General features: G+C 70.8%; 20 protein-coding genes. 13 read left to right on the top strand and 7 right to left on the bottom strand.

Annotated features, from left to right (window positions below; translation table 11 throughout):
* Positions 1-65: 65 nt before the first annotated feature.
* Positions 66-917: an alpha/beta fold hydrolase gene (locus NIE79_RS28295; RefSeq protein ID WP_238681479.1), complete on the bottom strand. Its 852-nt coding sequence runs from the start codon at positions 915-917 to the stop codon at positions 66-68.
* A gap of 140 nt (positions 918-1,057) precedes the next feature.
* Between NIE79_RS28295 and NIE79_RS28290 the strand changes: the two genes are divergently transcribed.
* Complete coding sequence (locus NIE79_RS28290) at positions 1,058-1,924, top strand: metallophosphoesterase family protein (RefSeq protein ID WP_238681478.1); 867 nt, start codon at positions 1,058-1,060, stop codon at positions 1,922-1,924.
* A gap of 6 nt (positions 1,925-1,930) precedes the next feature.
* Here NIE79_RS28290 and NIE79_RS28285 read toward each other — a convergent pair whose 3' ends face one another.
* Complete coding sequence (locus NIE79_RS28285) at positions 1,931-3,127, bottom strand: epoxide hydrolase family protein (RefSeq protein ID WP_238681477.1); 1,197 nt, start codon at positions 3,125-3,127, stop codon at positions 1,931-1,933.
* 144 nt (positions 3,128-3,271) lie between these two features.
* On the opposite strand from NIE79_RS28285, the gene NIE79_RS28280 reads away from it, so the two are divergent.
* The gene (locus NIE79_RS28280) at positions 3,272-3,721 is read left to right on the top strand and encodes a hypothetical protein (protein ID WP_238681476.1); all 450 of its coding nucleotides are present in this window, start codon (positions 3,272-3,274) and stop codon (positions 3,719-3,721) included.
* A gap of 54 nt (positions 3,722-3,775) precedes the next feature.
* On the opposite strand, the gene NIE79_RS28275 is transcribed toward NIE79_RS28280, so the two are convergent.
* From NIE79_RS28275 to NIE79_RS28265, 3 genes are all read right to left on the bottom strand, one after another.
* On the bottom strand, positions 3,776-5,032 hold the full coding sequence (locus tag NIE79_RS28275) for a helix-turn-helix domain-containing protein (protein WP_238681475.1): 1,257 nt from the start codon (positions 5,030-5,032) through the stop codon (positions 3,776-3,778).
* Positions 5,019-5,198, bottom strand: coding sequence for a hypothetical protein (locus NIE79_RS28270; RefSeq protein WP_238681474.1), 180 nt, complete (start codon positions 5,196-5,198; stop codon positions 5,019-5,021). The genes NIE79_RS28275 and NIE79_RS28270 overlap by 14 nt, the downstream gene beginning before the upstream one ends.
* A gap of 142 nt (positions 5,199-5,340) precedes the next feature.
* A complete protein-coding gene (locus tag NIE79_RS28265; protein WP_238681473.1) occupies positions 5,341-6,660 on the bottom strand; it encodes a helix-turn-helix domain-containing protein in 1,320 nt (439 codons plus the stop codon).
* Between the two features lie 272 nt (positions 6,661-6,932).
* Between NIE79_RS28265 and NIE79_RS28260 the strand changes: the two genes are divergently transcribed.
* Entirely contained in the window at positions 6,933-7,442 is a 510-nt protein-coding gene (locus NIE79_RS28260; RefSeq protein ID WP_238681472.1) for an NUDIX domain-containing protein, read from the top strand.
* A gap of 803 nt (positions 7,443-8,245) precedes the next feature.
* On the opposite strand, the gene NIE79_RS28255 is transcribed toward NIE79_RS28260, so the two are convergent.
* The gene (locus tag NIE79_RS28255; protein WP_238681471.1) at positions 8,246-10,633 is read right to left on the bottom strand and encodes a galactose-binding domain-containing protein; all 2,388 of its coding nucleotides are present in this window, start codon (positions 10,631-10,633) and stop codon (positions 8,246-8,248) included.
* Between the two features lie 124 nt (positions 10,634-10,757).
* Positions 10,758-11,810 (bottom strand): GDP-mannose 4,6-dehydratase, encoded by a 1,053-nt coding sequence (locus NIE79_RS28250; protein ID WP_238681470.1) that lies wholly within the window; start codon positions 11,808-11,810, stop codon positions 10,758-10,760.
* A 388-nt stretch (positions 11,811-12,198) separates the two neighbouring features.
* Here NIE79_RS28250 and NIE79_RS28245 point away from each other — a divergent pair, with 388 nt between their 5' ends.
* Genes NIE79_RS28245 through NIE79_RS28200 form a run of 10 tightly spaced genes read left to right on the top strand, consistent with a single transcriptional unit; the run spans position 12,199 to position 24,364 of the window.
* Complete coding sequence (locus tag NIE79_RS28245; protein WP_238681469.1) at positions 12,199-13,146, top strand: sugar transferase; 948 nt, start codon at positions 12,199-12,201, stop codon at positions 13,144-13,146.
* A complete protein-coding gene (locus NIE79_RS34130; protein WP_238681468.1) occupies positions 13,139-14,704 on the top strand; it encodes a lipopolysaccharide biosynthesis protein in 1,566 nt (521 codons plus the stop codon). Before NIE79_RS28245 ends, NIE79_RS34130 begins: the two co-directional genes overlap by 8 nt.
* The gene (locus NIE79_RS28235) at positions 14,701-15,549 is read left to right on the top strand and encodes a class I SAM-dependent methyltransferase (protein WP_238681467.1); all 849 of its coding nucleotides are present in this window, start codon (positions 14,701-14,703) and stop codon (positions 15,547-15,549) included. The genes NIE79_RS34130 and NIE79_RS28235 overlap by 4 nt, the downstream gene beginning before the upstream one ends.
* Complete coding sequence (locus tag NIE79_RS28230) at positions 15,549-16,400, top strand: class I SAM-dependent methyltransferase (protein ID WP_238681466.1); 852 nt, start codon at positions 15,549-15,551, stop codon at positions 16,398-16,400. Before NIE79_RS28235 ends, NIE79_RS28230 begins: the two co-directional genes overlap by 1 nt.
* Complete coding sequence (locus tag NIE79_RS28225; RefSeq protein WP_238681465.1) at positions 16,400-17,707, top strand: glycosyltransferase family 2 protein; 1,308 nt, start codon at positions 16,400-16,402, stop codon at positions 17,705-17,707. Before NIE79_RS28230 ends, NIE79_RS28225 begins: the two co-directional genes overlap by 1 nt.
* Positions 17,700-18,863 carry a glycosyltransferase gene (locus NIE79_RS34125; RefSeq protein ID WP_238681464.1) on the top strand — a complete coding sequence of 388 codons (1,164 nt, stop codon included), beginning with the start codon at positions 17,700-17,702 and terminating at the stop codon, positions 18,861-18,863. The genes NIE79_RS28225 and NIE79_RS34125 overlap by 8 nt, the downstream gene beginning before the upstream one ends.
* Positions 18,860-20,176 carry an O-antigen ligase family protein gene (locus tag NIE79_RS28215; protein ID WP_238681463.1) on the top strand — a complete coding sequence of 439 codons (1,317 nt, stop codon included), beginning with the start codon at positions 18,860-18,862 and terminating at the stop codon, positions 20,174-20,176. The genes NIE79_RS34125 and NIE79_RS28215 overlap by 4 nt, the downstream gene beginning before the upstream one ends.
* Positions 20,173-21,120: a glycosyltransferase family 2 protein gene (locus tag NIE79_RS28210; RefSeq protein WP_238681462.1), complete on the top strand. Its 948-nt coding sequence runs from the start codon at positions 20,173-20,175 to the stop codon at positions 21,118-21,120. The genes NIE79_RS28215 and NIE79_RS28210 overlap by 4 nt, the downstream gene beginning before the upstream one ends.
* A complete protein-coding gene (locus NIE79_RS28205; RefSeq protein WP_238681461.1) occupies positions 21,120-22,319 on the top strand; it encodes a glycosyltransferase family 4 protein in 1,200 nt (399 codons plus the stop codon). The genes NIE79_RS28210 and NIE79_RS28205 overlap by 1 nt, the downstream gene beginning before the upstream one ends.
* Positions 22,319-24,364 (top strand): hypothetical protein, encoded by a 2,046-nt coding sequence (locus NIE79_RS28200; RefSeq protein WP_238681460.1) that lies wholly within the window; start codon positions 22,319-22,321, stop codon positions 24,362-24,364. Before NIE79_RS28205 ends, NIE79_RS28200 begins: the two co-directional genes overlap by 1 nt.
* Positions 24,365-24,431 lie beyond the last annotated feature (67 nt).

Here is a 24,431-nt window from a genome sequence, read left to right as displayed (position 1 = left end):
GCGAACCGTGGGCCGGGTGTCGCGGCGCCTCACGGCGCGGGCGTCCGATCGGCTACCGGTACGGGTCAGGCGCGAGCCTTGGCGGGCTGCTTCATGAAGTCCATGATCGCCTTGTTGACCTCGTCGGCGTGGGTCCACGGAATGCCGTGCGGCGCGCCCTTCATCGTGATCAGATTGGCGGTCGGCATCATCGGCCCGAGCCGCTGACCGGTCACCGGGTAGGGCAGCACGTTGTCCTTGTCGCCCTGCATGATCAAGATCGGTACGTCGATCTTCGGCAGGTCCTGACGGAAGTCCTCCTGCCAGGCGGTCACGCTGTCGTGGGTGGCCCTGGCCGAGGCCATCGCGCCGATCTGCCAGTGCCCCCGATACGCGTCCTCACTGACCAGCTTGCCCTTGTTCTCGCTGTAGTTGAAGAACGCGTCGCAGAACTGGGTCAGGTACGCGTAGCGGTCCTTGATGATGGCGTCCTGGAAGCCCTTGAAGAGGCTCGTATCGACGCCCTCCGGGTTGTCCTTCGCCTTGGCGAGCATGGGTTGCAGCGGGCTGAGCAGAACACCGCGACTCACTCGCTGGGAGCCGTAGTTGGCCAGGTAGCGAACGACCTCGCCGGTGCCCATCGAGTGACCGATGAGGGTCGCTTCCTTCAGGTCCAGCTCGGTCATCAGCACGTCCAGGTCCGCCGCGAACGTGTTGTAGTCGTACCCGAACGCCGGCTGGGCGGAGTTGCCGTAACCGCGTCGATCGTAGGTGATCGTCCGGTATCCGGCGTTGAGGAGCGCGTTGGTCGCCTTCTCGAAGGTCGCCCCGTTGAACGGGAACCCTGCGATCAGCACGACCGGCTTACCGGAACCGTGATCCTCGTAGTACAGGTCGATGGGCGCGGAGTTTTCCGTACCCACGGTGATGAAAGGCATGTTTGTCTCCTGCTCCGGTCTCGGGCTGTCGGACGCCCCGCGCTTTCCCGTCGGGTCGCCGGATATGCGACCGTCAGATCGGCCCGAACGGCAGGCCGCAGAGGTTCCGTGACGCGCCCGTTCCGTCCTAACCTCGGGGGGTGAAACTTCCACCCCGGCTGCGGGCCGTCAGCGACCTGCACGTCGGACACCCGCAGAACCGCGCTTTCGTTCAGGACCTGCACCCGGACAACGACGGCGACTGGCTGCTCGTCGCCGGGGACGTCGCCGACCGGTTCGCCGACATCGAGTGGGCGCTCGGGCTACTGAGCAGTCGCTTCGCGCGGGTCGTCTGGGCGCCGGGCAACCACGAGCTGTGGACGCCGCCGCAGGACCCGGTCACGTTGCGCGGCGAGGAGCGCTACCGCGAGTTGGTGCGGATGTGCCGGCGGCTGGGGGTGCTCACCCCGGAGGATCCATACCCGGTGTGGGACGGCGACGGCGGCCCGGCGACCATCGCCCCGCTCTTCGTGCTCTACGACTACACGTTCCGGGTGCCCGAGGCACACACCCAGGAGGAGTCGCTGGCCCTGGCGTACGCGGCCGGTGTGGTGTGCACCGACGAGGCGCTGCTGCACCCCGACCCGTACCCGAGTCGGGAGGCGTGGTGCGCGGCCCGGGTCACCGAGACCGAACGCCGGCTGGCAGACCGCGACACGGCGCTGCCGACGGTGCTGGTCAACCACTACCCGCTGGTGCGGGAACCCACCGACGTCCTGCGCTACCCGCTGTTCGCCCAGTGGTGCGGCACCGTCCGCACCAGCGACTGGCACCTGCGCTTCGACGCGGCCACAGTGGTCTACGGGCACCTGCACATCCCCCGCACCACGTTCCACGACGGGGTGCGTTTCCAGGAGGTCTCCCTCGGCTACCCCCGCGAGTGGCAGCCCCGAGGGCCGGTACCCGACCCGGTGCGCACCATCCACCCGGCCGACGACAGGCGCCGACGATCGTCCGTCAACGGGTGAGGCGCGTCAGGATGTCCGCAGCGGCCGGAACGCGGCCCGCACCTCGGCGGAGAAGAGTTCCGGCTCCTCCCACGCCGCGAAGTGCCCGCCGCGGTCAGCCTCGTTGAAGTACGCGATGCCGGGGTAGACAGCCTCGGCCCAGCTACGCGGAGCGGGCCAGATCTCGCCGGGGAACGTGGTGAAGCCGACCGGCACCGTGACCGGCGGCGGAGCCTGACCGGCCGCCTGGGCCGCGGCCTGAAACCGCCCCTGCTCCCAGTACCACCGGGCGGACGAAGCACCGGTGCCCGTCAACCAGTACAGCGTGATGTTGTCGAGGATGCTGTCCCGGGTGAGACCGCCGGCCGGATCACCGTCGAGGAACGCGCGGGAGATCTTGTAGTAGCTGTCCGTGTCGTGGTCGAGCATCCAGGCCGCCATCCCGACGGGCGAGTCCAGCAGCGAATAGCCGATCGTCTGCGGCCGGGTGGACTGCTCCAGGAAGTAGCCGAAGCCGTCCATCGAGAACAGGTTGAGCGCGTCGAGCGCGGCGCGTTCCTGCTCGGAACTCGCCGGCAACTTGTCCTTGATGCCGACCGCCCCGGCGAGCAGGTTGACGTGGATGCCGAGCAGCCCCTCGGGTGCTTGACGCCCCATGGCGTCCGTGACGGCCGCACCAACATCGCCACCCTGTGCGACGTAGCGCGAATACCCGAGGCGGTCCATGAGTTTCGCCCACGCCTGCGCCATCCGCGCCGAATTCCAGCCAGGCTCGGTCGGCTCGCCGGAGAAGCCATAGCCCGGCAACGACGGCAGCACCAGGTGGAACGCGTCCTCGGGCGTGCCGCCGTGCGCCGTCGGGTCGGTCAGCGGGCCGACGGCCCCGAGCAGCTCGGCGACCGAGCCCGGCCAGCCGTGCGTCATGATCAGCGGCAGGGCGTTCTCATGCTGCGACCGTACGTGGATGAAGTGAATCTCGACGCTGTCGATGTTCGTCGTGTACTGCGGCAGCGAATTCAGCGTCGTCTCGCACGCACGCCAGTCGTAATCGGTGATCCAGTAGCGGGCCAACTCCTGGATCGTCGCCAGCTGCACCCCCTGGGAGCGATCGGTGACCAACTCGCGAGTGGGCCAGCGGGTAGCCGCAATCCGGCGACGCAGGTCGGCGATCGTGTCCTCCGGTGTGTCGAGCCGGAAGGGACGAATCTCGCTGTCGTTGGACATCTACCCCACCTCGCAGTCGAGTCGGCCAGCGCCGATGCACCGACGTGCCGGCACTCGCCCAGTCTCACAGCGGGCCGACGCCACCCGGGCCGAAACGCGAATCGCCGACGCGCCTGCGCGTCACACCCATGGGATGATCAACCGGTGAGCCAACCGGACGAAGACGACGACAACTGGCTGAACGGCGAGGAAGTCGCCTGTCCGGAGTGCCACGAACGCCTCTACCGCCTCGACCACTCGCCACTGCTGGACTGCTATTTCCTTTACTGCGACAGCTGCCCGATGCGGGTGGATGTCGGCTACTACGACAGCACGTTCGTAACCATCGCGGACGCGGTCCCTTCGCAGGACAGGACCTACGCCACGCTGATGGCGGCGCTTGAGGCGCGGCTACGACGATGCGACTGCGGCGGGCGATTCCGGGACTCGGCACCTCGGCGCTGCCACCGGTGCTCCACCGCCCTGACGGCCATCAGCGCACCTTCCGGTGTCGACGTCTGGCCGGGTTGGTGGACAGATGAGACGGACACCGGCTCCCTGGAAGAGGCGTTCACCGCCAGGTACTTCCGCACCGAAAACCTCTGGGAGCACTGACGCTGCCGTTACGCACCATCCACCCGGCCTACGACCTGCGCCAGCGCTCGTCCGTCAGCGGGTGAGGCCGACCACCGTGGCCAGTCGCGCCACACCGGCCGGCGCCGGCTGCGCGCGGGCAACGTCGGCGATCACGGTACGCGCCAAAGGCCGACACCGAACCTCAGCCGGCGCGATACTGTCCGCGTCGACCAGGGCGCGAGCGGCCCCGCGCAGGTCACCCACCTGGAGGTACGCCCGAGCGACGTCGACCAGGTACGCGCCCCGATACTCGGCCGGCAACCGCCGCCACCCCTCCCGCCGCATGACGGTCGAATGCCGTCGTAGCGCCTCGTCGGCGTCACTCCGTTGCGCCGCCACCAGCACCCGCGCCAGTTCGACGGCGACCAGCCCGAAGCTGGTGCGGTGCGGATCGTCGTACCCCCTCAGGCTGGCGGCGACGCCCGCAGCCCGGTCGGTCAGCTCGTTGGCTTGACGGTGCTCGCCGCAGCCTGCGGCGGCCAACGCCGCCTGAAGCAGCAACGTCCCGCCCACCGCCCACTCCCCCGGCGGTCGCTGCCGCGCAGGCGCACCCTCGCCCTCGCCCTCACCTCGTTGATCATGAGGTTGACGGGCGGTTTGATCTCCACGAAGCCCGCCAACCCCATGATCAGCAGGGCAGGAGAGGGCCGGGAGGATGCGGTTCGCTGCGGTTAGGGCCGCCGTCAGGGCTAGGCGGTCGCGGTTTGACGCGCGGAGTGCCTGGACTACCGAGATGGCCGCCGCTGCCGCCAGGATCGGGTCGTCGCTGGCGGCGGACATCGCCCGGTCGGCGGCCAGCCAGCCGAGGTCGGCCTCGCCGAGCTTCACCAGCAACAACGAGGTGATCCGGTACGACTGCACCAGCAGCTCCGGTGATCGCGCGCCCTGGGCAGTGTCGAGCAGACCCGGTAGCACCCGCACCAACTGGCCGTAGTGCGCATGCTGGTAGCTCAACCAGGCGTACCCGACCTGCCTTCTTAGCTCGTCCGTCTCCTGCGGGGCTTGCGAGGTGTCGTAGCGGGCGAGTGCGGCCCGGATGCCGTCGACCCCGTCCGGCGTGCCCGCCGAGGTGCTGGGCTGCTGGCCGAGCAGCACCTCCGGGTCGACCCGCAGGACGTGGGCCAACTCCTGAATCACCGAGTACCGATCCAGGGCGCGTACACCCCGCTCCACCTTGTCCACCCAGCTCTTCGACCTGCGCAGCCGGTCCGCGAGCATCTGCTGCGTCATCGACCGCCGCACCCGCCACCGCGCCACCCGACGGCCGATCGGCACGTCATCGTTGGTCACGCCGCCACCGCCGGTCCGGGACCGCACGGGTCGTCTCCTCCACGGGGACGCGCTCCGCCTCGGCCTGCGCCAGGAGACGCTGCTTGGCAGCCTCCCGCTCGGCCGCCTCCACCTGCTCGCCCTTACTTTCTGACTCGTCACCCTGGCTGGATCTTGTGCTGCTCATCCGTCACCTTTCAGGCCGGGGCGCGACGTCAGAGAGGAGCCGAAGTCATCGCGCCCGGCTCGCCGCGCCATGTAGGGACGCAGCAATGCCTAGGTGACAGCTTGTGACGGTCAAAGTGCACAATCCAGACGGATCGCGTCCGCTACTGTCCGCCAGGGTGCCCGCCACCGACGGCGGACAGGTCAGCGGACAGCTCCAGGAACTCGGCCACCGCACCGGCATCGCCCGCAGCGGCTGCCACCATGCGACGCAGCTCGGCGACACGCTCTACCGCCCTCGGCGACTGCGCCCGGCGAGCAAGACTCAAAGATCGTTCGGCTGTTACCGCCACCCGTTCGAACTCTCCCGCCTGAAGGAGGGCTTCGGCGAGCCAGCTCAGGTACAGCGACGTTTCCCGGGGAGAGTCGTCGCCATAGCGAGCAATGGCGCTTTCCAGGATGGGCACCGCCCGCAGCGGTCGACGCAGCTCCGTCCATACTCGCCCCGCCATGACCTCCACCTCGTCCCGGGTCAGCCAGTACGCCCAGGACGGGGCTTGATCAAGATCGCAACGCGGATAGATTTCTTGAACCTGTCCGAGCACCCTTTCAGCAAGGCTCGCTTCACCCAGGCGCGCGTGCGCCCAGGCGACTCGTTCCAACAGCAGAGCCTGACCCGTGGCCTCGGCTGCGTGCCGACCACCGACGTACGCCGACCGGGCCAAGGTCACGGCCTCCCGCCGATCGCCGACGCCCGCCTCAAGGTAGGACAGACTGCTCAGGCAGTTCGCTGCGCTGGCGGTGTCTTCACCGGCATGCGCGGCTCGCATTCCGGACAGGTAATGCTGGCGTGCCTCGGCGATCCTGCCGGAGTCTTCGGCAACGAAGCCGGCCAGCTGACACAGGTCCGCGACGACGTGGAGCAGCCTGCGGTTGACCGCCTCGGAGTAGCTGCCCTCCCGAAGCAGTTCGGCGGTGGCGACCAACTCGGCGGCGACCAGCGCATGCGTCTCTGCGCCACCGACGTGGTCATCCAGCCGCCGAAGTTGACGAATTCGACTCTCGATTCGTGTCACCGTGCTCACGCCGACCCGCCGGCCCGCGCTCAGCTCATACCGCTGCGGTGGCTCCGCTATTAGCCACTGATGAGCCAGCGCGGCGGCGTTGTCCGGATCCGGGGCCTGCGCTGTTAGCAGGTCGGCGAGCCGCTCGGCATCGCGCCGCGACCACCGCGCCGCGCCACCGATCGCCCATGACTCGCGGACGCCCGGCTCGGCGGCGAGCACAGTCAGTTCTCCGCCCGCCGCCAACGCCGCGTCTAGGCGTTCGGCGGTTTTCGGGGTCGGCGGTTTCCGGCCGCTCGCGAGATCGTGAAGATAGCTCTTGCTGTAGAAGGTCTGCGCGGCGAGCGTTCGATAGCTGACTCCGCGCTTCCTCATCAGCGCCCGAAGCTGTTCGGCGAAGAGTGCGGCAGACGCGGGCATCACGGCTCCGGGGGAGTGGCATTTCGACCGGTGACGGTCCCTCCGGCGACCACCACTTCGGACAGTACATCGATCACAACCGTGCGTACGCCCGGTGCCAGCCCTCCGATTCAGATCAACACGGGATCAGTAGAATCGGGGTGTCTGAGTGACCAGGACACCCCGACTTCCAAGAACCCGAGTCGATCAGACAGCAACTGCAAGCTTCGCGATCCAGTGCCGTCGGCTTTGGCCTACACGGAGACGGTCAGCGTCCGGCTAGCGTCACCGAGATGACCTGGACGGAGCCCGCCACGTGGTACGCCAATCTGGCTTCCTTCTACGCGGCCGCCGCGGCCTTCATCACCGACCCGGCCGGCAACGTGCTGCTCGTCAAACCCACCTACCGCGACCACTGGGCGTTCCCCGGCGGCTATGTCGACGAGGGCGAATACCCCCATGATGCCTGCGCCCGTGAGATCCGAGAGGAGTTGGAACTCTCTGTGTTGGTGGGTGACCTGCTCGTAGTGGACTGGGCACCACCCGCCGGGCAGCGGCCACGACCGATTGTCAGCTTCACGTTCGACTGCGGGTCCATCGCCAACCTCGATGGCCTCGTTCTGCCAGGACAAGAGTTGGAGGAAGCCGCCTTCTTCTCACCCCGAGAGGCCGAGCAGCTTCTTCCCGACAACGTCGCCACACGAGTTCATGCGGCGATGAGTGCTCGTGACCGCCAGGCACCGGTGTACCTTGCTGGCGGCTCAGTCGTACCACTGCCATCCGCTGACAGAACAGAACACTAAGCAGGCGCTGCGGCTGCCGTCGGAAGCTCTTCTCCTGGTGGAGCGGATGCCCGCTGGGGTGGTCTCTATCCGGCTGAGCCGCCGGCTGGGTCTTCTGCGCCGTCTACTACGGAGCGGACGCAGGCCAACCAGTCGCTCCACGCGGCGGGGTCCGGTCCCGCCATCTGCCTCGATGCCAATGTCTCCCAGAAGCGTGAGCAGGTCGTCCCCTGCACGGTTCGCGAACTGCCACACGAACCGGGACATGGCCACGAAGGCCTCGCGCTCCATCGAATAGCGGCTCATCGAAAAGCTCTCTTCGGGCGGAGCCCCCACGCTCGGGCTTTGATTGTGATCTTGCCGAGTTGGGCGCAAGAGCCGTGTCACGGGTCGGTTCGCCCGGGTCGAGCTTCGCCGCCGGGCACGCTCGCTGGTGCTGGGGTGAGCTGTCTCCGTTACCGTGCGGGCATGGATGGCCACCTCCTCGCGTGGAGCATTGTGGTTGCGCTCGCATTGTTGGGCCTCGTGGGTTTGGCGCTGTTGGCCAGCCGCCGACGAGCATCCCGAGCCCTGAGCCGGGAGGAGCAGTTGCAGCTGGCGAAGCGCGCTGCTCGGCAGATCGCCAAAAAGAGCACAACGTCGAGGCGGGGCAGCGCGCGCGGCAGGGGTACCGGAGTCGACAGCCTTCCGAACGAAGCAGCCTTCTATGGAAATGATGGTGACATGTCAGGCACACCGTGATGGCCGAGCAGTTCTGCTCTGAAGAGAGTGCTTGCCCTCCGGATGGGCGGCCGCCGCTCCCCCGGCGGCCGCCCACGCCTCGGTCAGCTGGCGTAGACCTCCAGCGTCGACAGTTGGCCAGCCGGCCAGCCCGTGTTGCCGGTGACGGTGATCCGCACGTAACGCGCCTGCACGGCGGTGAAGGTCAGCGTCACCTGATTACCGGTGGCCGGGTTGAAGGTCCGCCCCGCCGACCCAACCAGCGTGGAGAAGCTCCCCCCATCGGTGCTGCCCTGCACGGAGAGCGTCTGCGTCCGACTGCCCCACGCCGACGACGGCGGCAGCTTCAGCACCACCCGCCCGACAGTGCGCGAGGAACCCAGGTCGACCTGCACCCACTGCGGGAACGCGCTGTTGGCGCTCTCCCAGTAGCTGTTCGCGTCACCGTCCACCACGTTGCCCGACCCGTAGCTCTGGACGTGGCTGCTCTCCGACGTGGGTCGACCCCGGGCGAGGTCCGAGTTCGCCACGGCGTCCGTGGTGACGGTGACCGCCGAGGACGCGCTGGAGGTGTTGCCGGCGGCGTCGCGGGCCACAACGGTGAAGGTGTACGCGGTGGACGGGCTGAGCCCGCTCACCGTCGCCGTGGTGCCGGTGACGGTGGCGACGACGTTGCCGCCCTGTCGTACCTGGTAGCCCGTCACGCCGGTGTCGTCGGTGGAGGCGGTCCACGCCAGGGACACGCTCGTCGACGTCTTGCCGGTGACCGTGAGGCCGCTCGGGGTGCTCGGCGGGTTGTCCGGGACGGTGGTGCCGGCGTACACCTCGACCTGGGCGAGTTGGGCGGCCTGCCAGCCGGTGTTGCCGCTGATGCTGAGGCGGACGTAGCGGGCCGTGGTGGTCGTCAGCGTGCGGGTGACGGTGTTGCCGGTGGCCGGGTCGAAGGCAAACGCGGAGGCCCCGGCGATGGTGGCGAAGGAGCTGCCGTCGACGCTGCCCTGCACGGTGATGGTCTGGGTGCGCGCGCCCCAGCCGGCGGGCAGCCGCACCACGAGCTTGTTGACCTGGTGGCTGGCGCCGAGGTCGACCTGCCACCAGTGCGGGAAGGAGCCGCCGCCGCTCTCCCAGTAGCTGCCGGCGTTCGAGTCCACCGCGTTCGACGCCGGGAACCCGCCGCCCTGACTGCTGGCCGAGGTGGGTCGGCCGGCGGCCAGGTTGCCGGTGGCCGGTGGCGGGGTGCCGACCATCGGCGGGGTGGGGCGTACGGCGGTGAGCGCGAGTTGCCCCTTGAGCATCCGGCCGCCGTCGGCGGTGATCCGCAGGTAGTAGTCGGAGGAGCAGGCCACGCCGTCCTCGTCGAGGGCCCGGATGTTCGCGCCGGCCGGGGTGGTGGCCTGGGTCTCGGACGTCTTGGCGATCTGGTTGCCCTCGTTGTATTCGTCGAACATGGACACGTACAGGCCCTGGGAGCCGAGCCGGACCATGTTGTAGATGTGCCGCCAGTAGAAGTCGCCGTGCTTGCGGTGGCCCCCGGCCAGGTCGCCGGGCATCACGCAGGGCAGGTAGTCGATGCCGCGCGCCGCGCAGTCGGCCATGTCGCCGACGTTGACGTTGTTGTAGTAGGAGTCCAGCTCCTCCACGGTCCTGGCCCGGTAGACCATCCACGGGGAGATCGCGTGGAACGAGTGGTAGACGTCGAGGAAGCCGGGGCGGGAGTCCTCGATGCCCTGCCGCCACCAGGTCGGTACGCCACCGATGACGTAGCAGCCCTGGGCCTTGAACCAGTTGATGACCTCCAGGCAGGGCCCGGGGGTGAAGGGTCGGCTGGGCTCGCTGAAACCGAAGCCCCAGATGCAGACGACCGGCTTGCCGTTCTGTCGGGCGTACGCGGACGACGCGGTGTGCGCCGCCATCTTCGTCGTCCAGTCGGTCTTGATCTCCGATTGGAAGGTCAGCCAGTCGGTGACGTCGTACATGATGTAGAACTTGCGGTTGTGGCGCTCGGCGGCGGAGCGGACCTTCTGGGTCATCGCGTCGCGGGTGGGGCCCTCGTCGCCCATCGGGTTGAACCGTTGCAGAGCGGCGGTGTCGCAGCCGTTCTCCTGCATCCAACGGAAGTGGGTGTCCACCGTCTGCTGGTCGTACGAGGAGAAGAGGGTGGCCGGCTGGCCGTTGCCCAGGTTGGGGTACGCGGTGGGATAGGTGCGGGTGTACTCGCGCATGTCCGGCCAGGACACGATCGTGGTGTTGGCGGGTGAGGGCGGCTGGAACCGGTCGCGGCCCCAGTGCCACCATCCGCCGATCGGCGCCCCGTCGCCGGGTGCGCTGAACCAGCCCTGGTAGCCGACCGTCACCTTGCCGACCACGTCCCCGGGAGGACTGGCGGCCTGCGCGGGGCTGGACATGCTGGTGAGCAGCTCGGTGGTGGAGGCGGTGGCGAGGGCGGACCCGGCCAGCACCGATGTGACGAACCTGCGGCGGGAGACCGCCATGACGACCACTCCTTCGGGACGGAAGGCATTGACGGCCATCGTGGCAGCAGTGGATGCCGACCCGCAAGAGTTAGACTGATCGATGAAAATCCCGATCAGATGACGGGAATTACGCGCTGAGCCCTCAGCCGCTGACGGCGCGCTCCAGGGCCCGCACCGGGGACAGGATCTGGCTGCCGGCCTGGCGGCGGCGGGCGTCGCGCACCGTCATCCGTACGCCCTCGGTGAAGCCGATCTTCGGGTACCACCCGAGCAGCTCGCGTGCCTTCCTGGTGTCCAGCGCCATGTTGCGCACCTCCCCCGGCCAGGGCAGCGGCTCGTAACGGGCCGCGTTGCCGACGCCGGACGCCTCCCGAACCGTGTCGTACACCTCGTTCACGCTGGTCTGCCGACCCGAGGAAATGTTGACCATACCGACCCCGGGGTGGTGACAGGCGACGGCGATCGCCTCGGCGACGTCGCTGACGTGGATGAAGTCCCGAGTCTGCGTGCCGTCGTCGTAGATCACCACCTGCCGGCCCCCGAGCAGCGCGTCGGCCATCAGGGACACCACGCCGCAGTCGCTGCCCTCCTGCCGGGGCCCGTAGACGTTGCCGAACACCATCGAGGTGTACGGCAGGCCGTGCTGACGCCCGTACCAGTCGAGGTAGTGCACGCCGGCGGCCTTGCTGACGCCGTACGGGCTCACCGGGGCGATCGGGTAGTCCTCGCGGACCGGCAGGTCGTGGGCGGGGACGCTGCCGAAGATGGCGCTGCTGGCGGCGTTGATCACCAGCCGTACACCGCCGCGGGCGCAGGCGTCCAGCACGTTGACGGTGCCGAACACGTTCACGTCGGCGTCGTACAGGGGTGACCGACGGGCCGCGGGAACGCTCGGCTGCGCGGCGAGGTGCACCACCACGTCCGGCTGCCACTGGTGGATGACCTCGACACCCTCCGGCGTACGGATGTCACCCGAGACGACGTCCGCCTCGGTCAGTCCGCCGTACGCGGCGTCGGCCAGGTTCTCGATGCGGCCGGTGGAGAAGTTGTCGAGCACCCGGACCTGGCTGCCCATCAGCATCAGCCGGGCGACCACGTGGCTGCCGATGAAGCCGGCGCCTCCGGTCACCAGCACGCGCCCGGGAATCAGGTCCGTCGGCGGGTCGACGCCAACGGCAACAACTGGCTGGTCCATGTGGAACTCCTTGGAACGACGGGGTTCTCGGCCCTCAGCGGCAACCGGACGACCGGGCACGACCGTAACCCACCAAATACCCACCAAAGGTGCGTTTCCGCCAACGTTCTGGGCTGATATGCGAGCTTCAGAGCGAGATGTCCCGTTTTTACCTATCCGGGACTGTTGGGGCATTTGTGACTAGTAGCTTACTCCCGGGGCGCCCGCCCGCATGCCCTCGAAGGACCTGACGGAGAAGGAGGTCGGCGCGTTGAGAAAGACCCCGGGACCCGTAACCGCGGACTCAGCTCCGATGCCGGGCAACGACAGCGCGACCCCGCACGACCTCGCCACGACACCGAGGTCCGAAGCGCGACAACGCCCGGAGATCCCACTCCAGCTTCAAGAGTTGTTCGACCGCCACGAGCAGACCACCACCCGGTCCGACCAGCACCGACGGCGGGCCCGTGTGGTGGTGCTCGAAGCGAACGACGCGACCACCACTCCCGACCGCCTCGACGAGGAGTTCGACGTGGCCGTCCGACTCCCGGTGCCGGCCTGCGCCGAAGAACTCGCCACTGTGCTGGCCAGCCTCCGCCCCCGGCTCCTGTTGCTCAAACATTCCCTGGAGAGCATCGACGACCGCATCATCACCAGTTGCATGAGTGCCGGCGTCGAGATCATGGTGCTGGCCCGCCCCGTCTACGGTCTGCTGCGGGCACCAGCGATGGCGCGCTTCGGTGGGCTGCCCTGGATTCGGCTGGGGTCCGGTGGGGCCGGCCGCCCCCGTGGCGAGCGGCTGAAGCGGTTCTTCGACCTCAGCGTGCTCCTGCTCAGCGCCGCCGTGGTGATCCCGCTGATCGCGGTGATCGCCGCCGTGGTGTCGTTCACCGGCCCACCGTTCTACCTCCAGCAACGCGTCGGCACCGGTGGCCGGCTGTTCCGGGTGGTCAAGTTCCGGACCATGCGGGTCGGCGCCGAGCAGGCCACCGGCCCGGTCCTGGCCCTGCCGGACGACGTCCGGATCACCCGACTGGGGCGCTGGCTACGACGGTCCCGGCTGGACGAGTTGCCCCAGCTCTGGAACGTGCTGCGCGGCGAGATGAGCCTCGTCGGGCCCCGCCCGGAACGACCGGAGTTCATCGCCGGCTTCGGCCGGCTGCCCGACTACGACCTGCGGCACCTGATCCGACCGGGACTGACCGGCATCGCGCAGCTCACCGGCGGATACGCGGCCACCGTCGAGGACAAGCTCCGCTGTGACCTGCTCTACCTCAACTGCCGCTCCATGCGGGTCGACCTGACCCTGCTGCTGCTGACCGTGGTCGAGCTGTTCCGGGGGTTCCCCCGTGGCTGACGCGACCCACGCGGTCGAAACCCGGGTCACCCGCAACACGGCCAGCATGCTGGCCGCGCGGGTGATCATGGCGGTGTCCGGGCTGGTCTCGGTGCCGGTCATCTACCAGCGGCTCGGGCCACGGGAGTTCGGGATCTGGGTCGTGCTCGCCGGCCTGCTGGCGATGGCCGCCCTGATCGATCTCGGGCTCGGCTCCGCACTGGTCCGCGAGGTCGCCCGAGCCGAGAGCGCGGCCGACCGGGACCTGGTGCGCCGGCTGCTCGGGCTGGGGCTGGGCTGGGCCGTGCTGCTGGGCGTGCTCACCCTCGGGGCGCTCGCTGCCTGCTGGCCGTGGCTCGTCGGGCTGCTGCGCCTCGGTGACCTGGCCGACCAGGCGTGGCAGGCCACCCTCTGGCTGGTCGTCGGCCTGGTGGCCGGCGCCGTGGAGCTGCCGTGGCGGGCCGTGCTCGAAGGCGGTCAACGGTACGGGTCGCTGGCCGCCATCAGCGCCGGCACCGCCATCCTCGCGGCTGCCCTAGCCATCCTGGTGGTACGCCTCGGCGGCGGCCTGGTGGCGTTGGCCGCCTCGGCCGCCGCCACCGGGGTGATCCGCACCCTCCTGCTCGCCGCGACGACCCACCGCCAGTGCCCGGACCTGTCCCCGCGATGGGGACGAACGGACCTGGCCGACATCCGCCGGATCGGCGGCTACGGCCTGCGGGTGCAGGTCTCCAGTGGCGCCGGCATGGTCAATGTGGAGCTCGACCGCCTCGTCCTCGGTGGCGCCTTCGGCCCCGCCGTTGCCGGTGGCTTCGACCTGGGCAGTCGCCTGCTCAACCTGCTCCGCCTGCCCCCGGGCTTCGCCCTCATCGTGCTGTTCCCCGCGGCGGTCGCCCGCACCGTCTCCCGTGGCACCGGCTGGCTGGACCGGTTCTACCTGGCCGCTACCCGCTACCTCGCGCTGTTCCTCGCTCCGGCCACCGCGGCGCTGATGGTCAGCGCCGATCCGCTGGTCCGGCTGTGGCTGGGCCACCAGGTCCCCTGGGCCGCGGCGAACATCATGATCCTCGCGCCCGCGTACGCCCTCAACCTGATCACCGGGGCGGCGACGATCGCCGCCCGCGCCGAGGGCCGGCCCGGGTTGGAGACGCGGTACGTGCTGCTCTCCGTCGTCCTCAACCTGGCCCTCACCGTGCCGATGCTGCTGCTGTGCGGGCCGCTCGGCGTACCGCTGTCGACAGCGCTGGCGGTGGTGCTCAGCACCGGGTACTTCCTGGTCTACTTCCACACCGCCACGGCCCGGCCACTGGCCCCGCTGGCGCGGGCGATCTGGCCGCCGCTCGCCGCGGCCGTCGCGGCCGGGTTGGTCACGGCGGCGGCCAGTCAGTTCCTGCCGGATGGTCCGGGACGCCTCGACGCCGCCCTCGCGGTGTCCACCCGGGCGGGTCTGACAGTGCTCGTCGCCGGCACGCTGCTGATCGCCGGCGGACACGTCGGCGCGAGCGACCGGATGCGGCTGCACCGGCTGCTGCGCGCGCCGACGGCAGTGCTGTCGCCGAGCACCGGTGGTCCGCGATGAGCGTCGACCACCGCACCGCGCGGTGCGTGCTGTGTGGGCCACGGCAGGCCCACCTGCCCCGACTCGGTGGGCTGCTGCGCCGCTGCGAAGGCTGCGGCTTCAGCTGGACCGCGCAGGAGCAGGCCACCGAGGACGGGCGCTACGACGAGGACTACTTCGCCGAGGGTGGTTACGACGACTACTTCCGGGCCGCACCACGCCGGTTCGAGGCACGGCGGCGCCTGCGCTGGCTGCTCTCCACAGTCCGTCCCACAGTGCTGCTCGAAGCCGGTCCCGCCGGCGGTTACTTCCTCGAAGCCGCCCACCGCGCCGGGATCACCGCCAGCGGCATCGAGGTCAGCCACGCCGCCGCCAGCTTCGCCCGCGACCACCTCCACATGCCCGTACGCCAGGGCTACTTCGAAACCATCGCACCCACAGTCACCGCCGACGTCGTCTGCGCCTTCCACGTCCTCGAACACGTCGAAGACCCCCGCGCCTTCCTGCACGCCGCCCACACCGCCCTCACCCCCGGCGGCTGGCTCGCCCTCGAAGTACCCAACATCGCCTCCGCCGCCGCCAACCGACTCGGCACCGACTGGCCGGGCCTGCAACCGCGCTACCACCGCTGGCACTTCACCCCCGACACCCTGGTCCGGCTGGTGACCGACCTCGGCTTCGAGGTGATCCGGCAGGACACCACTGTCTTTCGCTACTACATGCCGCTCGCCTACCGACTGCGGCACGCACGACATCTACTCCCCGCCGACGTGCTCGGGCTCCGCTCACCGCGGCTGACCCACCCACGCCTCGGCGACCTACTCCGGGTGATCGCCCGGGCGCCACGAACCGGACGGAGCACCTGATGAAACTGGATGGGATCGAGCTGGTCCGCTGCCAGCTCTGCGGCCGCGCCGGTGGGCACTCGCCTACCCTCGGCGAGCTGCTGTGGAGCTGCCCGGACTGCGGCTTCGTCTGGACCGCGGGCAGCGCCCCGGCCCCGGAGGAGCTGTACGACGAGGCCTACTACACGACGGACGGGTACCAGGACTACTTCGCCTCCGCCGCTCAGCGCCGGTTCGAGGCGAGCCGACGCCTGCGCTGGCTGCTGTCCGGCGTCCACCCCACAGTCCTGCTCGAAGCCGGCTGCGCCGGGGGCTACTTCCTCGAAGCCGCCCACCGCGCCGGGATCACCGCCAGCGGCATCGAGGTCAGCCACGCCGCCGCCAGCTTCGCCCGCGACCACCTCCACATGCCCGTACGCCAGGGCTACTTCGAAACCATCGCACCCACAGTCACCGCCGACGTCGTCTGCGCCTTCCACGTCCTCGAACACGTCGAAGACCCCCGCGCCTTCCTCCGCGCCGCCCACACCGCCCTCACCCCCGGCGGCTGGCTCGCCCTCGAAGTACCCAACATCGCCTCCGCCGCCGCCAACCGACTCGGCACCGACTGGCCCGCTATCGCTCCCGCGTACCACCGCTGGCACTTCACCCCGGACACGCTGAGCCGGATGCTTGTGGAGTCCGGGTTCCGGGTGATCTCCCACGACACGATCTTCTCCCGGTTCTACTGGCAACCGGCGGCGCGGCTGCGCAACGCCCGCGATCTGCTGGTCGCCGACGTCGCCGCCAGCCGCTCGCCCCGGGTGACGCACCCACAACTCGGCGACCTGCTGCGGATCTTCGCCCGCCGCGACGACCGGGCGGTGTCGTGATGGGCGCCCCGCTGCTGTCGGTGCTGCTGGTCAGCTGGAACACCCGCGAGCAGACCCGGCAGTGCCTGGAGTCGCTGGCGTCGACCGCCGACCCCGACCTGGACTACGAGGTGGTGGCCGTCGACAACGGCTCGTCCGACGGCTCGGCCGACCTGCTCGCCGACCAACCCCGGGTCCGGCTGATCCGCAACAACCACAACACCGGGTTCGCCGCCGCCGTGAACCAGGCGTACCGCCGGGCCAACGGGCAGCTGATCCTGCTGCTCAACAGCGACATCAGGTTCCACCCGGGCGCGCTGTCGCGAATGGTCGACCACCTGCGGGAGCGGCCGGACGTGGCCGGGGTCAGCCCGCTGTACCTCAACCCGGACGGCACCTTCCAGCAGCACTACGTCCAACAGCCCAGCTTCACCGCCACCATCGCGCTGGTGACCGCGCTGCGCCGACTGCCCGGGTTCCGCCAGGCGCTGCACCGGTTCCAGATGCGCGGCGAGGACTTCAGCCGTCCCCGGCAACTCGCCTCGGGCAGTTGCATGCTGCTGCGCCGCGCGGTGCTCGGACAGCAGACCATCTTCGACGAGACGTTCCCCGTCTACTGGAACGACGCGGTTCTCGCCCGGCAACTCGACCAGGCCGGACACCAGTTGTGGATGCTCCCGGACGCCGTGGTGACGCACAGCCGGGGCGCGTCCTGCCGCCTGCTCGGGCCGACCATCCGCTTCCGACACCTGCTGGGCAGCCTGGTCGGATATCTGCGGCTGACCCAGCCCCGGCACCGGTTGCCGGTGTTCCGGGCCGCGCTGCTCGCCGACCACCTGGTCAAGCGGCTCTTCGGTCGATCCGTACAGCTGGGCCTGGGCGACCTGCTCGCCGCGCTGCGCGGCGACGTCGGCCCGCTGCCCGACGGTGACACCCGCGACTGGGTGGTGGTGTTCAGCCGGACCCGATGGTCCGTCGACGGGCATTCGACGGTGCTGGGGCAGTTGGCGCCCGGGCAACGGTTGCTCTTCGTCGACCCGCCGGGACGACGGCCGCGCTGGCGGTGCGAGGTGACCCCGATCGGTTCGGCGGCCTGGCACGCCGTCGCACCGACAGCGCTGCCGCTGGGTGACTCGGTGCCGCTGGTCAACTGGATCAACCGGCGGATCGCGGCCGGCGCGCTGCGTGGCTGGCTGGACCGGCACGCCGGTGCCCGCCTGCTGCGACTCGACGACGAGCGCGCCCGCCCGGTGCTCGGCCGCCTCGGCGAGGACGAGTTGCTGCCCGCCGCAGCGCCACGGCCGATGGAGCGGTCGGGCCGTGGCTGAGCACACCACCACCGGGCAGCCGGTGGCCGCAGCGGTCGTGCCGCCCGCCGACGACCGCGACTGGGTGGTCATCTTCAGCGGCACGCCGTGGGCGAACGGCGCCCACCGGCAGCACGCGCTGGCCCGCGAGCTGACCGTCGATCACGCGGTGCTCTTCGTCGACCCGGCCGGGCACCTCCCGCGCTGGCGGGTGCAGGTCCGGCAGGTGACCGACGGCCTGTGGCAGTGCGCCGCGCCGGCGCTGCTGCCGTTCGGCCGGCACCTGCCCCCGGTCAACCGGGTCAACCGCTGGCTCGCCGCGCGCGTGCTGCGCCGCTGGTTCCGGCGGCGGGAGGCATCCGTACGACTGCTCTGGCTGGACGAGGACCTGGCAGCGCCGGTCGCCGCCCGGCTGGGCGCGTCCGCCGTCGTCTACGACGCCACCGACCTGGACTGGACGTTCACCCGCCCCTGGAACCGTCCGCACCTGCGCCGCGCGCTGCGCAGTGCCGTCGGCGCCGCCGACCTCGTCCTCGCCTCCTCCACCGCGCTACCCGACCGGATGCCCGCCTCCGACCCGGCACCTGTGGTGCTGGCCAACGGATGCGACCCGGACCGCTTCTCGCCGGACGGCCCGGTCGCGCCCTGGCTGCTCAGCCTGCGCCGGCCACTGATCGGCTACAGCGGGGCGGTCGACACACGGGCCTTCGACGCGGACCTGGTCGCCGCGGTGGCGCGCGCCCACCCGGAGTGGACGTTCGTGCTGATCGGCCCGTCCACCCGGGCCGGTCGTGCCCCGCTCGCCGGGCTGTCCAACGTGGTGCTGGTCGACGCCGTCGGCTTCGCGGACGTCCCGGGCATCCTGCGGGCCTGCGACGTCACCATCATTCCCTACCGGGTCGGCGGGCTGATCGACTACGTGCACCCGAAGAAGTGCTACGAGTACCTGGCGCTGGGCAAGCCCGTCGTCGCGACGCCGCTGCCGGCGCTGCGGGCACTGGGCGACACCATCGCCCTCGCCGCCGACCCGCCGAGCTTCGCCTCGGCCCTGGCCGACGCGCTGGACCGCGCCGGCGCGCCCGACGACGCCGCCCGACGCCGGGAGGTCGCCACCCGCAACAGCTGGTCGGCACGGGGCGTCCAGTTGCGTTCCCTGTTGGCGGGGTTGCCGCGATGAGAGTGCCGATCGTCGCGCCCAGTGTGGTGCTCGCCGGCGCCGCGCTGGGCGGAGTGGTGACAGTGGTCACCCTGCTGCCCGGGCCGGTCGGCCTGGCCGCGGCCATCGGCGTGCTGTGTTTCGGCGCGTTCCTGCTCTGGCCCTGGGCCGTGCTGCCGGTCGGCATCATCGGCGGCGCCGTGGTCGGCGCACTGCTCAGCGGCGGCGACGTGCGCGGCTACATCGCGGTGAAGGTCCTGCTGCTGGCCGCCGGCGGCGCCGCGCTGGCCGCCCGCCACTGGCTCGGAGCGGAGCGCGGCACCCGACGCACCGCCGCCGACATGGGGATGCTGGTCCTGGTCGGCTTGACAGTCGTGGCGGCCACCTACGGTCTGGCCGTCGGCAACCTCCCGGCGGAGGTGCTGGTCGCCGCGTACCAGGTGGCCACGATCCCGGTGTACTTCTTCGTCGCCACCCACACCCTCACCACGCCCCGTCGGATCCTGGCCGCCGGCGTCCTCTACGTGGTGCTGGCGGGGGTCTTCACCGCCATCTCGGTGTCGGCACCGGGGCGGCACGGCGGGCTCATCACCCTCATGGCCATCCCGGCGCTGATCTGGATCGCCGGCCGGGTGCGGGGTTGGCGTCGGGCCGGTGCCCTCCTGCTCGGTGGGTTCTTCGCCGTCGACGTGCTCCTCGCGTCGTACCGGGGGATCTGGCTCGCCGCGGCGCTGACCGGGCTGATCATGCTGGTTCGCGGCGGGCGAACGGTCCGGACCGGCCTGGCCGCGACCGCCGCGGCGGCGGTCGCGGTGGCCGCGATCCTCGCCCTGCAACCAGGGGTACGGGAGCGGGCCACGGAGATCACCAAGGGTTTCGGGCAGTCCGCCGGTTACCGGGGGGTGGAGTCCGAGGTGGGCCTGGGCGTCTTCGCCGACCAGCCGCTGGTCGGGGCCGGCCTCGGACAGACCACGCCGGACATCTACCTGTCCGGCTTCACCTTCACCGACGTCGGGCCGGTCTACCACGCCTTCTACGTCACAGTGCTTGCCAACCTCGGGCTGGTCGGGCTCCTGCTGGTCCTCTGGCCGATCGTGCGCAGCATCCGCGTCGGCCTGGGCAGTCGGGACGGGATCGCGCTGCCGTTCGCGGCGCTGTCCTGCGGTTTCCTGGCCGCGGCCCTCTTCGCGGCGCCGACCGACGGGCACTGGGAGCTGGGCCTGCTGCCGGCGTTGACCCTCCTCACGGCACACCACGAGGGGGCGCGACTGCGGCGACCCGCCCGGCCTTCACTGCTGCGCGGTGCCCTGACCCGAACGGGTGTGGCGGCATGAGCGCGGCCGACGCCACCGCCGTGGTGGTCACCCACAACTCGGCGGGACAGATCGTCGCCGCCCTGACCGCGCTGCGGCAGGCGCAGGTGCCGGTGCGATTGGTGGACAACGCCTCCACCGACGGCACCGTCGACCTCGTCCGACGCCGCTTCCCTGAGGTGACGGTCCTCGCCAGCGCCACCAACACCGGATTCGCCACCGCCGTGAACCGTGCCGCAGCCGGGGTCGACACCGACGTCGTGCTCCTGGTCAACCCGGACTGCGTGGTCACCCCCGGCACTGTGACGGAACTGGTCCGGGTGCTGCGCGACCGACCGTCGGTGGGCATCGCGGGGCCACGGCTCACCGACGCGCACGGCCGGGTCGCGATCAGCGCCCACCGTTTCGAATCCCTCGCCACGGTGCTGGCCAGCCGGTTCGGAGGGTCGCTGGTGCCGGTCTCGCTACGGCGGCTGCTCAGCGGCCGGCAGCGCCGGGCCGCGTACGACGCCTGTGTGCGCGGGGCGCAGCCGGTGGCGGTGGACTGGCTCTCCGGCGCCTGCCTGGCGGTGCGCCGCGAGCTGTTCGTGGCGATCGGCGGCCTCGACGAGGGCTACTTCCTGTACTACGAGGACGAGGAGCTGTGCCTCCAGGCGGCCCGGCACGGCGCCGAGGTGCTGTACGTGCCCTCGGTGACCGCCGTGCACACCGGCGGGGCGAGCAGCTCCGACCCGGCCTGGATCTGGCCCCACCTGTACCGCAGCATGCTGCGGTTCTTCGCCCGCCACCGCGCCGGCACCCTGCGCGCGGTACGCGGCGTGGTGCTGCTGCGCGCACTGATCGGTATCGGACTGGCCGGGGCGCGGATGCCACTGCAACCCCGAGCCGGGACGGCCCGGCTACGGGCCTGGACCCGCGTCGGCCGAATCGCTGTCACCCGACCTGAGACGAGAGGAGGAGCGTGATGCACGTCCTGACAACTGTCGTTGGCAAGCGCACCGAACACTGGACGGACCTGTTCGACGTGCTGTGCGAGCAGCCTGACGTCACCCTGACCGTGCTCGCCGCGGACGTGTCCCCGGCGACCCGACGCGAACTGGCCCGGCTGGCCCGCCGACACCACCGGCTGCGGTACTACGTCGTTCCGCACCTGCTCGGTGAGTCGTTGACCGGGCACATGGCCTCGGTGCTGTTCCGGCTGCCCGGCCAGCACGACGTGACCACCGCCCGCCCGGACATCCTGCACGTCATCGGCGAGGCCGCGTACCTCACCACCTGGCAGGCTCTGCGCCTGCGTCAACGCTGCTGGGCCGGGGTGCCCACCACGTTGTACGCCGCGCAGAACGTGGTCACCCGGTTTCCGGTGCCGTTCCCCCGGATCGAGCGACAGTCCTACCTGTCCGTGGACCACGCATTCCCGATCACGCCCGCGGCGCTGAACGTGCTGCGGATCAAGGGCTACCGGGGCCCGGCCACGATCGTGCCGCTGGGCGTGGACACCCGGATGTTCCGGCCACTGCCCACCGATCCGGCCGCCCGCCCGTTCACTGTCGGGTTCGTCGGGCGGTTCGAGCCGCACAAGGGGGTGGTCGACCTGCTGCGCGCCGCCGAGCTGATCGACTGCGACGTGTCGCTGGTCGGGGACGGCAGCCTCGGCGACGACATCGCGCGGGCCGCCGCGCGCCGACCGGGCCGGGTGCACCGGCACGGCTGGGCCGGGCACGCCGAGCTGCCCACGCTGCTGAACGACATGGACGTGTTGGCGATGCCGTCGGTCGAGGTGGTGCAGCGCAACACCCTGCCGTGGATCGGCATTCCGCTACGCGAGCAGTTCGGCCGGGTGCTGGTCGAGGCGATGGCGTGTGGCGTACCCGTCGTGGGCAGCGACGTCGGCGAGATCCCCTACGTGGTGGGCGACGCCGGTCTGGTCTTTCCGGCCGGCGACGTCTCCGCCCTCGCGGCCCGCCTCGCGCGGCTGCGCGACGACCCGGCGCTCGCCGGGCAGTTGGCCAACCGTGGGTTGGCCCGCGCCGGCGCCGAGTTCGGCTGGGACCGGATCGCCGAGACCCTCTGCACGACCTGGCGCGGACTGCGGTCCCCGGCCCGGTCCCTCCGCACATCGCCCGCCGAGGCCGGGCACCCAACCAGAGAGGCGATCGCCTGATGAGCGCGTCGATAGATGTCAAAGGTCTGCTCGGTGCCTCCTGGCGCCGGGTGGGCGTACCGCTGCTCGGCCTGTGCGCGGGCCTGGCCGCCGCCCAGGGAGTGACCCAGCTCCTCCCGGCGCGCTACGAGGCGGAGGCTTCGGTGCTGGTCAGCGCCGAGCAGACCGACGAGGACCGACCGGTGGACCTGGCCCTCGCGCAGAACCTCACGCCCACCATCGCCCGACTGGTCGGGTCGCGGGAGGTCGCGCTGGAAGCGGCGCGTTCGCTGCAACTGCCCGAGCGGGCGGTGCTCGGTCACGTCAGCGGCGAGTACGAACTCGGTCTCCAGATCATCACCGTGCACGCGAGCGCCGGCACCGGTACGCAGGCCGCCGCGATCGCGAACGCCGCCTCCCGCGCCGTCAGTCAGCAGCTGGGCCGGCTGGACATGGGCGGTTCCACAAGCATCAACGCCCGGGTTCTCGACACCGCCAGCCCGCCGGCCCGGCCGGCCTTCCCGAAGCCGCTGCTCAACGGCGTGCTCGGGGCCCTGGCCGGGCTGTTGGCCGGCTGGGGCGCGACCATCCTGCGCGACCGGTTCGACAGCCGGCTGCGCGACATCGGCCAGATCGAGGCGCGCCTGGGCCTACCTGTGGTCGGGGTGCTGCCGAAGCTGCCGCGTCGCTTCGCCCGCCATCACGCCGCCGCGCTGTACGCCCGTACCGACGTCGCCGACGCGGTACGCGCCACGATCTCGACGCTCAGTGTGCTCACCGCTCCCCTGCCCCGTCGACGGCTGCTGGTCACCAGCGCACACGACGACGACGGCAAGGCGTTGGTGACCGCCCTGCTCGGTCTCGGCATGGCCGACGAGCACTGCCGGGCCACGCTGGTGGACGGGGCGGTACGGGACCCGGTGCTGTCGGGCCACTTTCCGGAGGCGCCGCACACCTGGCAGCAGGTGCTGGCCCAGAAGTGCCCGCCGGTGCGCCTGATCGACTTCCCCACCCTGACAGTGCTGCCGGCCGAACCCCGCGAGGGCGCCGACACGGAGGCCCTGCACGAGCTGGGTGGGCTGCTCAACGCCCTGGGCGAGGACGAGGACTGCGTGATCGTCCACGCGCCGCCGATCCTGGCCGGACGGGAGATCTCGGCGTTCGCCCAGCACGCGGACGGCGTGCTGTTGGTCGTTCGCGCCGGCCGGACGAACCTGGACGACAGCACCCGGGCGGCGCGGCTCGTGCAACAGCTCGGGCTTCCGCTGGCCGGTGTCGTGGTGATCGGGGCGGTGTCCCGCACTGATCACCGGCCGAGCAGCGAGCAACCGGCCCTGGTGCCGGGCGCGGCCCAGGATGCCCTGGCGCTGCCGGCGACGAAGGCGGGCGCCCAGGGTGCGGTCATCCGTGAGCTGGTCAGCGCCCTGGTCGAGGACAAGTCCGGGCCACCCGGACGGCACCGCCGACAGACCTCGGGTGAGCCGGCCGGGGCCGGCAGGACCGTCGAGGGCAGGACGGTCGAGGGTACGACGGTCGACCACAAGCCCGTCGAACGCAAGCCGGCCGATCGTCAGCCGGTCGGAAGTGCGTCGGCCGGGAGTGCGACGGGCGACAGTCAGCCGGCCGAGAGCACGACGGCCCGGCGTACTCCGGTCGGCCCCCTGGCGGCCCCGGAGGCGCCGGTCGAGCCGACCCGGCTCGAGGATGCGGTCACCCAGCCGAACCCGGTGGTGACGGATGTCCCGGATCAGCCCGAGCCGGAGCCGGTGCCGACTCCCACTGCCCAGCCCGAGCCCGCGGCTCCGGCCTGGGGCGGCGGGCCCGCCGTGGTGGGTGTTCTCAGTCGGCCGTTGGCCCGGCCCGAGACGGCCTGGCGACCGCCAGCGGCGGAGGCAACGCTGCCGGAGCCGTCGCCGGACGCCCCGGTGGCCAACCTCGCGGACCGCTGGCCGGTCTTCGGGCAGGAGCTGATGGCCGCCGGGCGGCCGAGTGCGGAACGACCCTCCACCGGGCCCGTCGTCCTGCGGCGGGCGGTAGCCGTCGGCGACGCCGATCGCCAGGGTTGACGACGGCCGAAGCAACGGTCGGCGGCCCGCCCACGACAGGCGGCTCGCCCTGCTGGCTACAAACGAC

The sequence above is a fragment of the Micromonospora trifolii genome (assembly GCF_022229005.1).
In the GTDB taxonomy this organism is placed as follows: domain Bacteria; phylum Actinomycetota; class Actinomycetes; order Mycobacteriales; family Micromonosporaceae; genus Micromonospora; species Micromonospora trifolii.
This window is presented reverse-complemented; position numbering and strand designations above follow the sequence as displayed.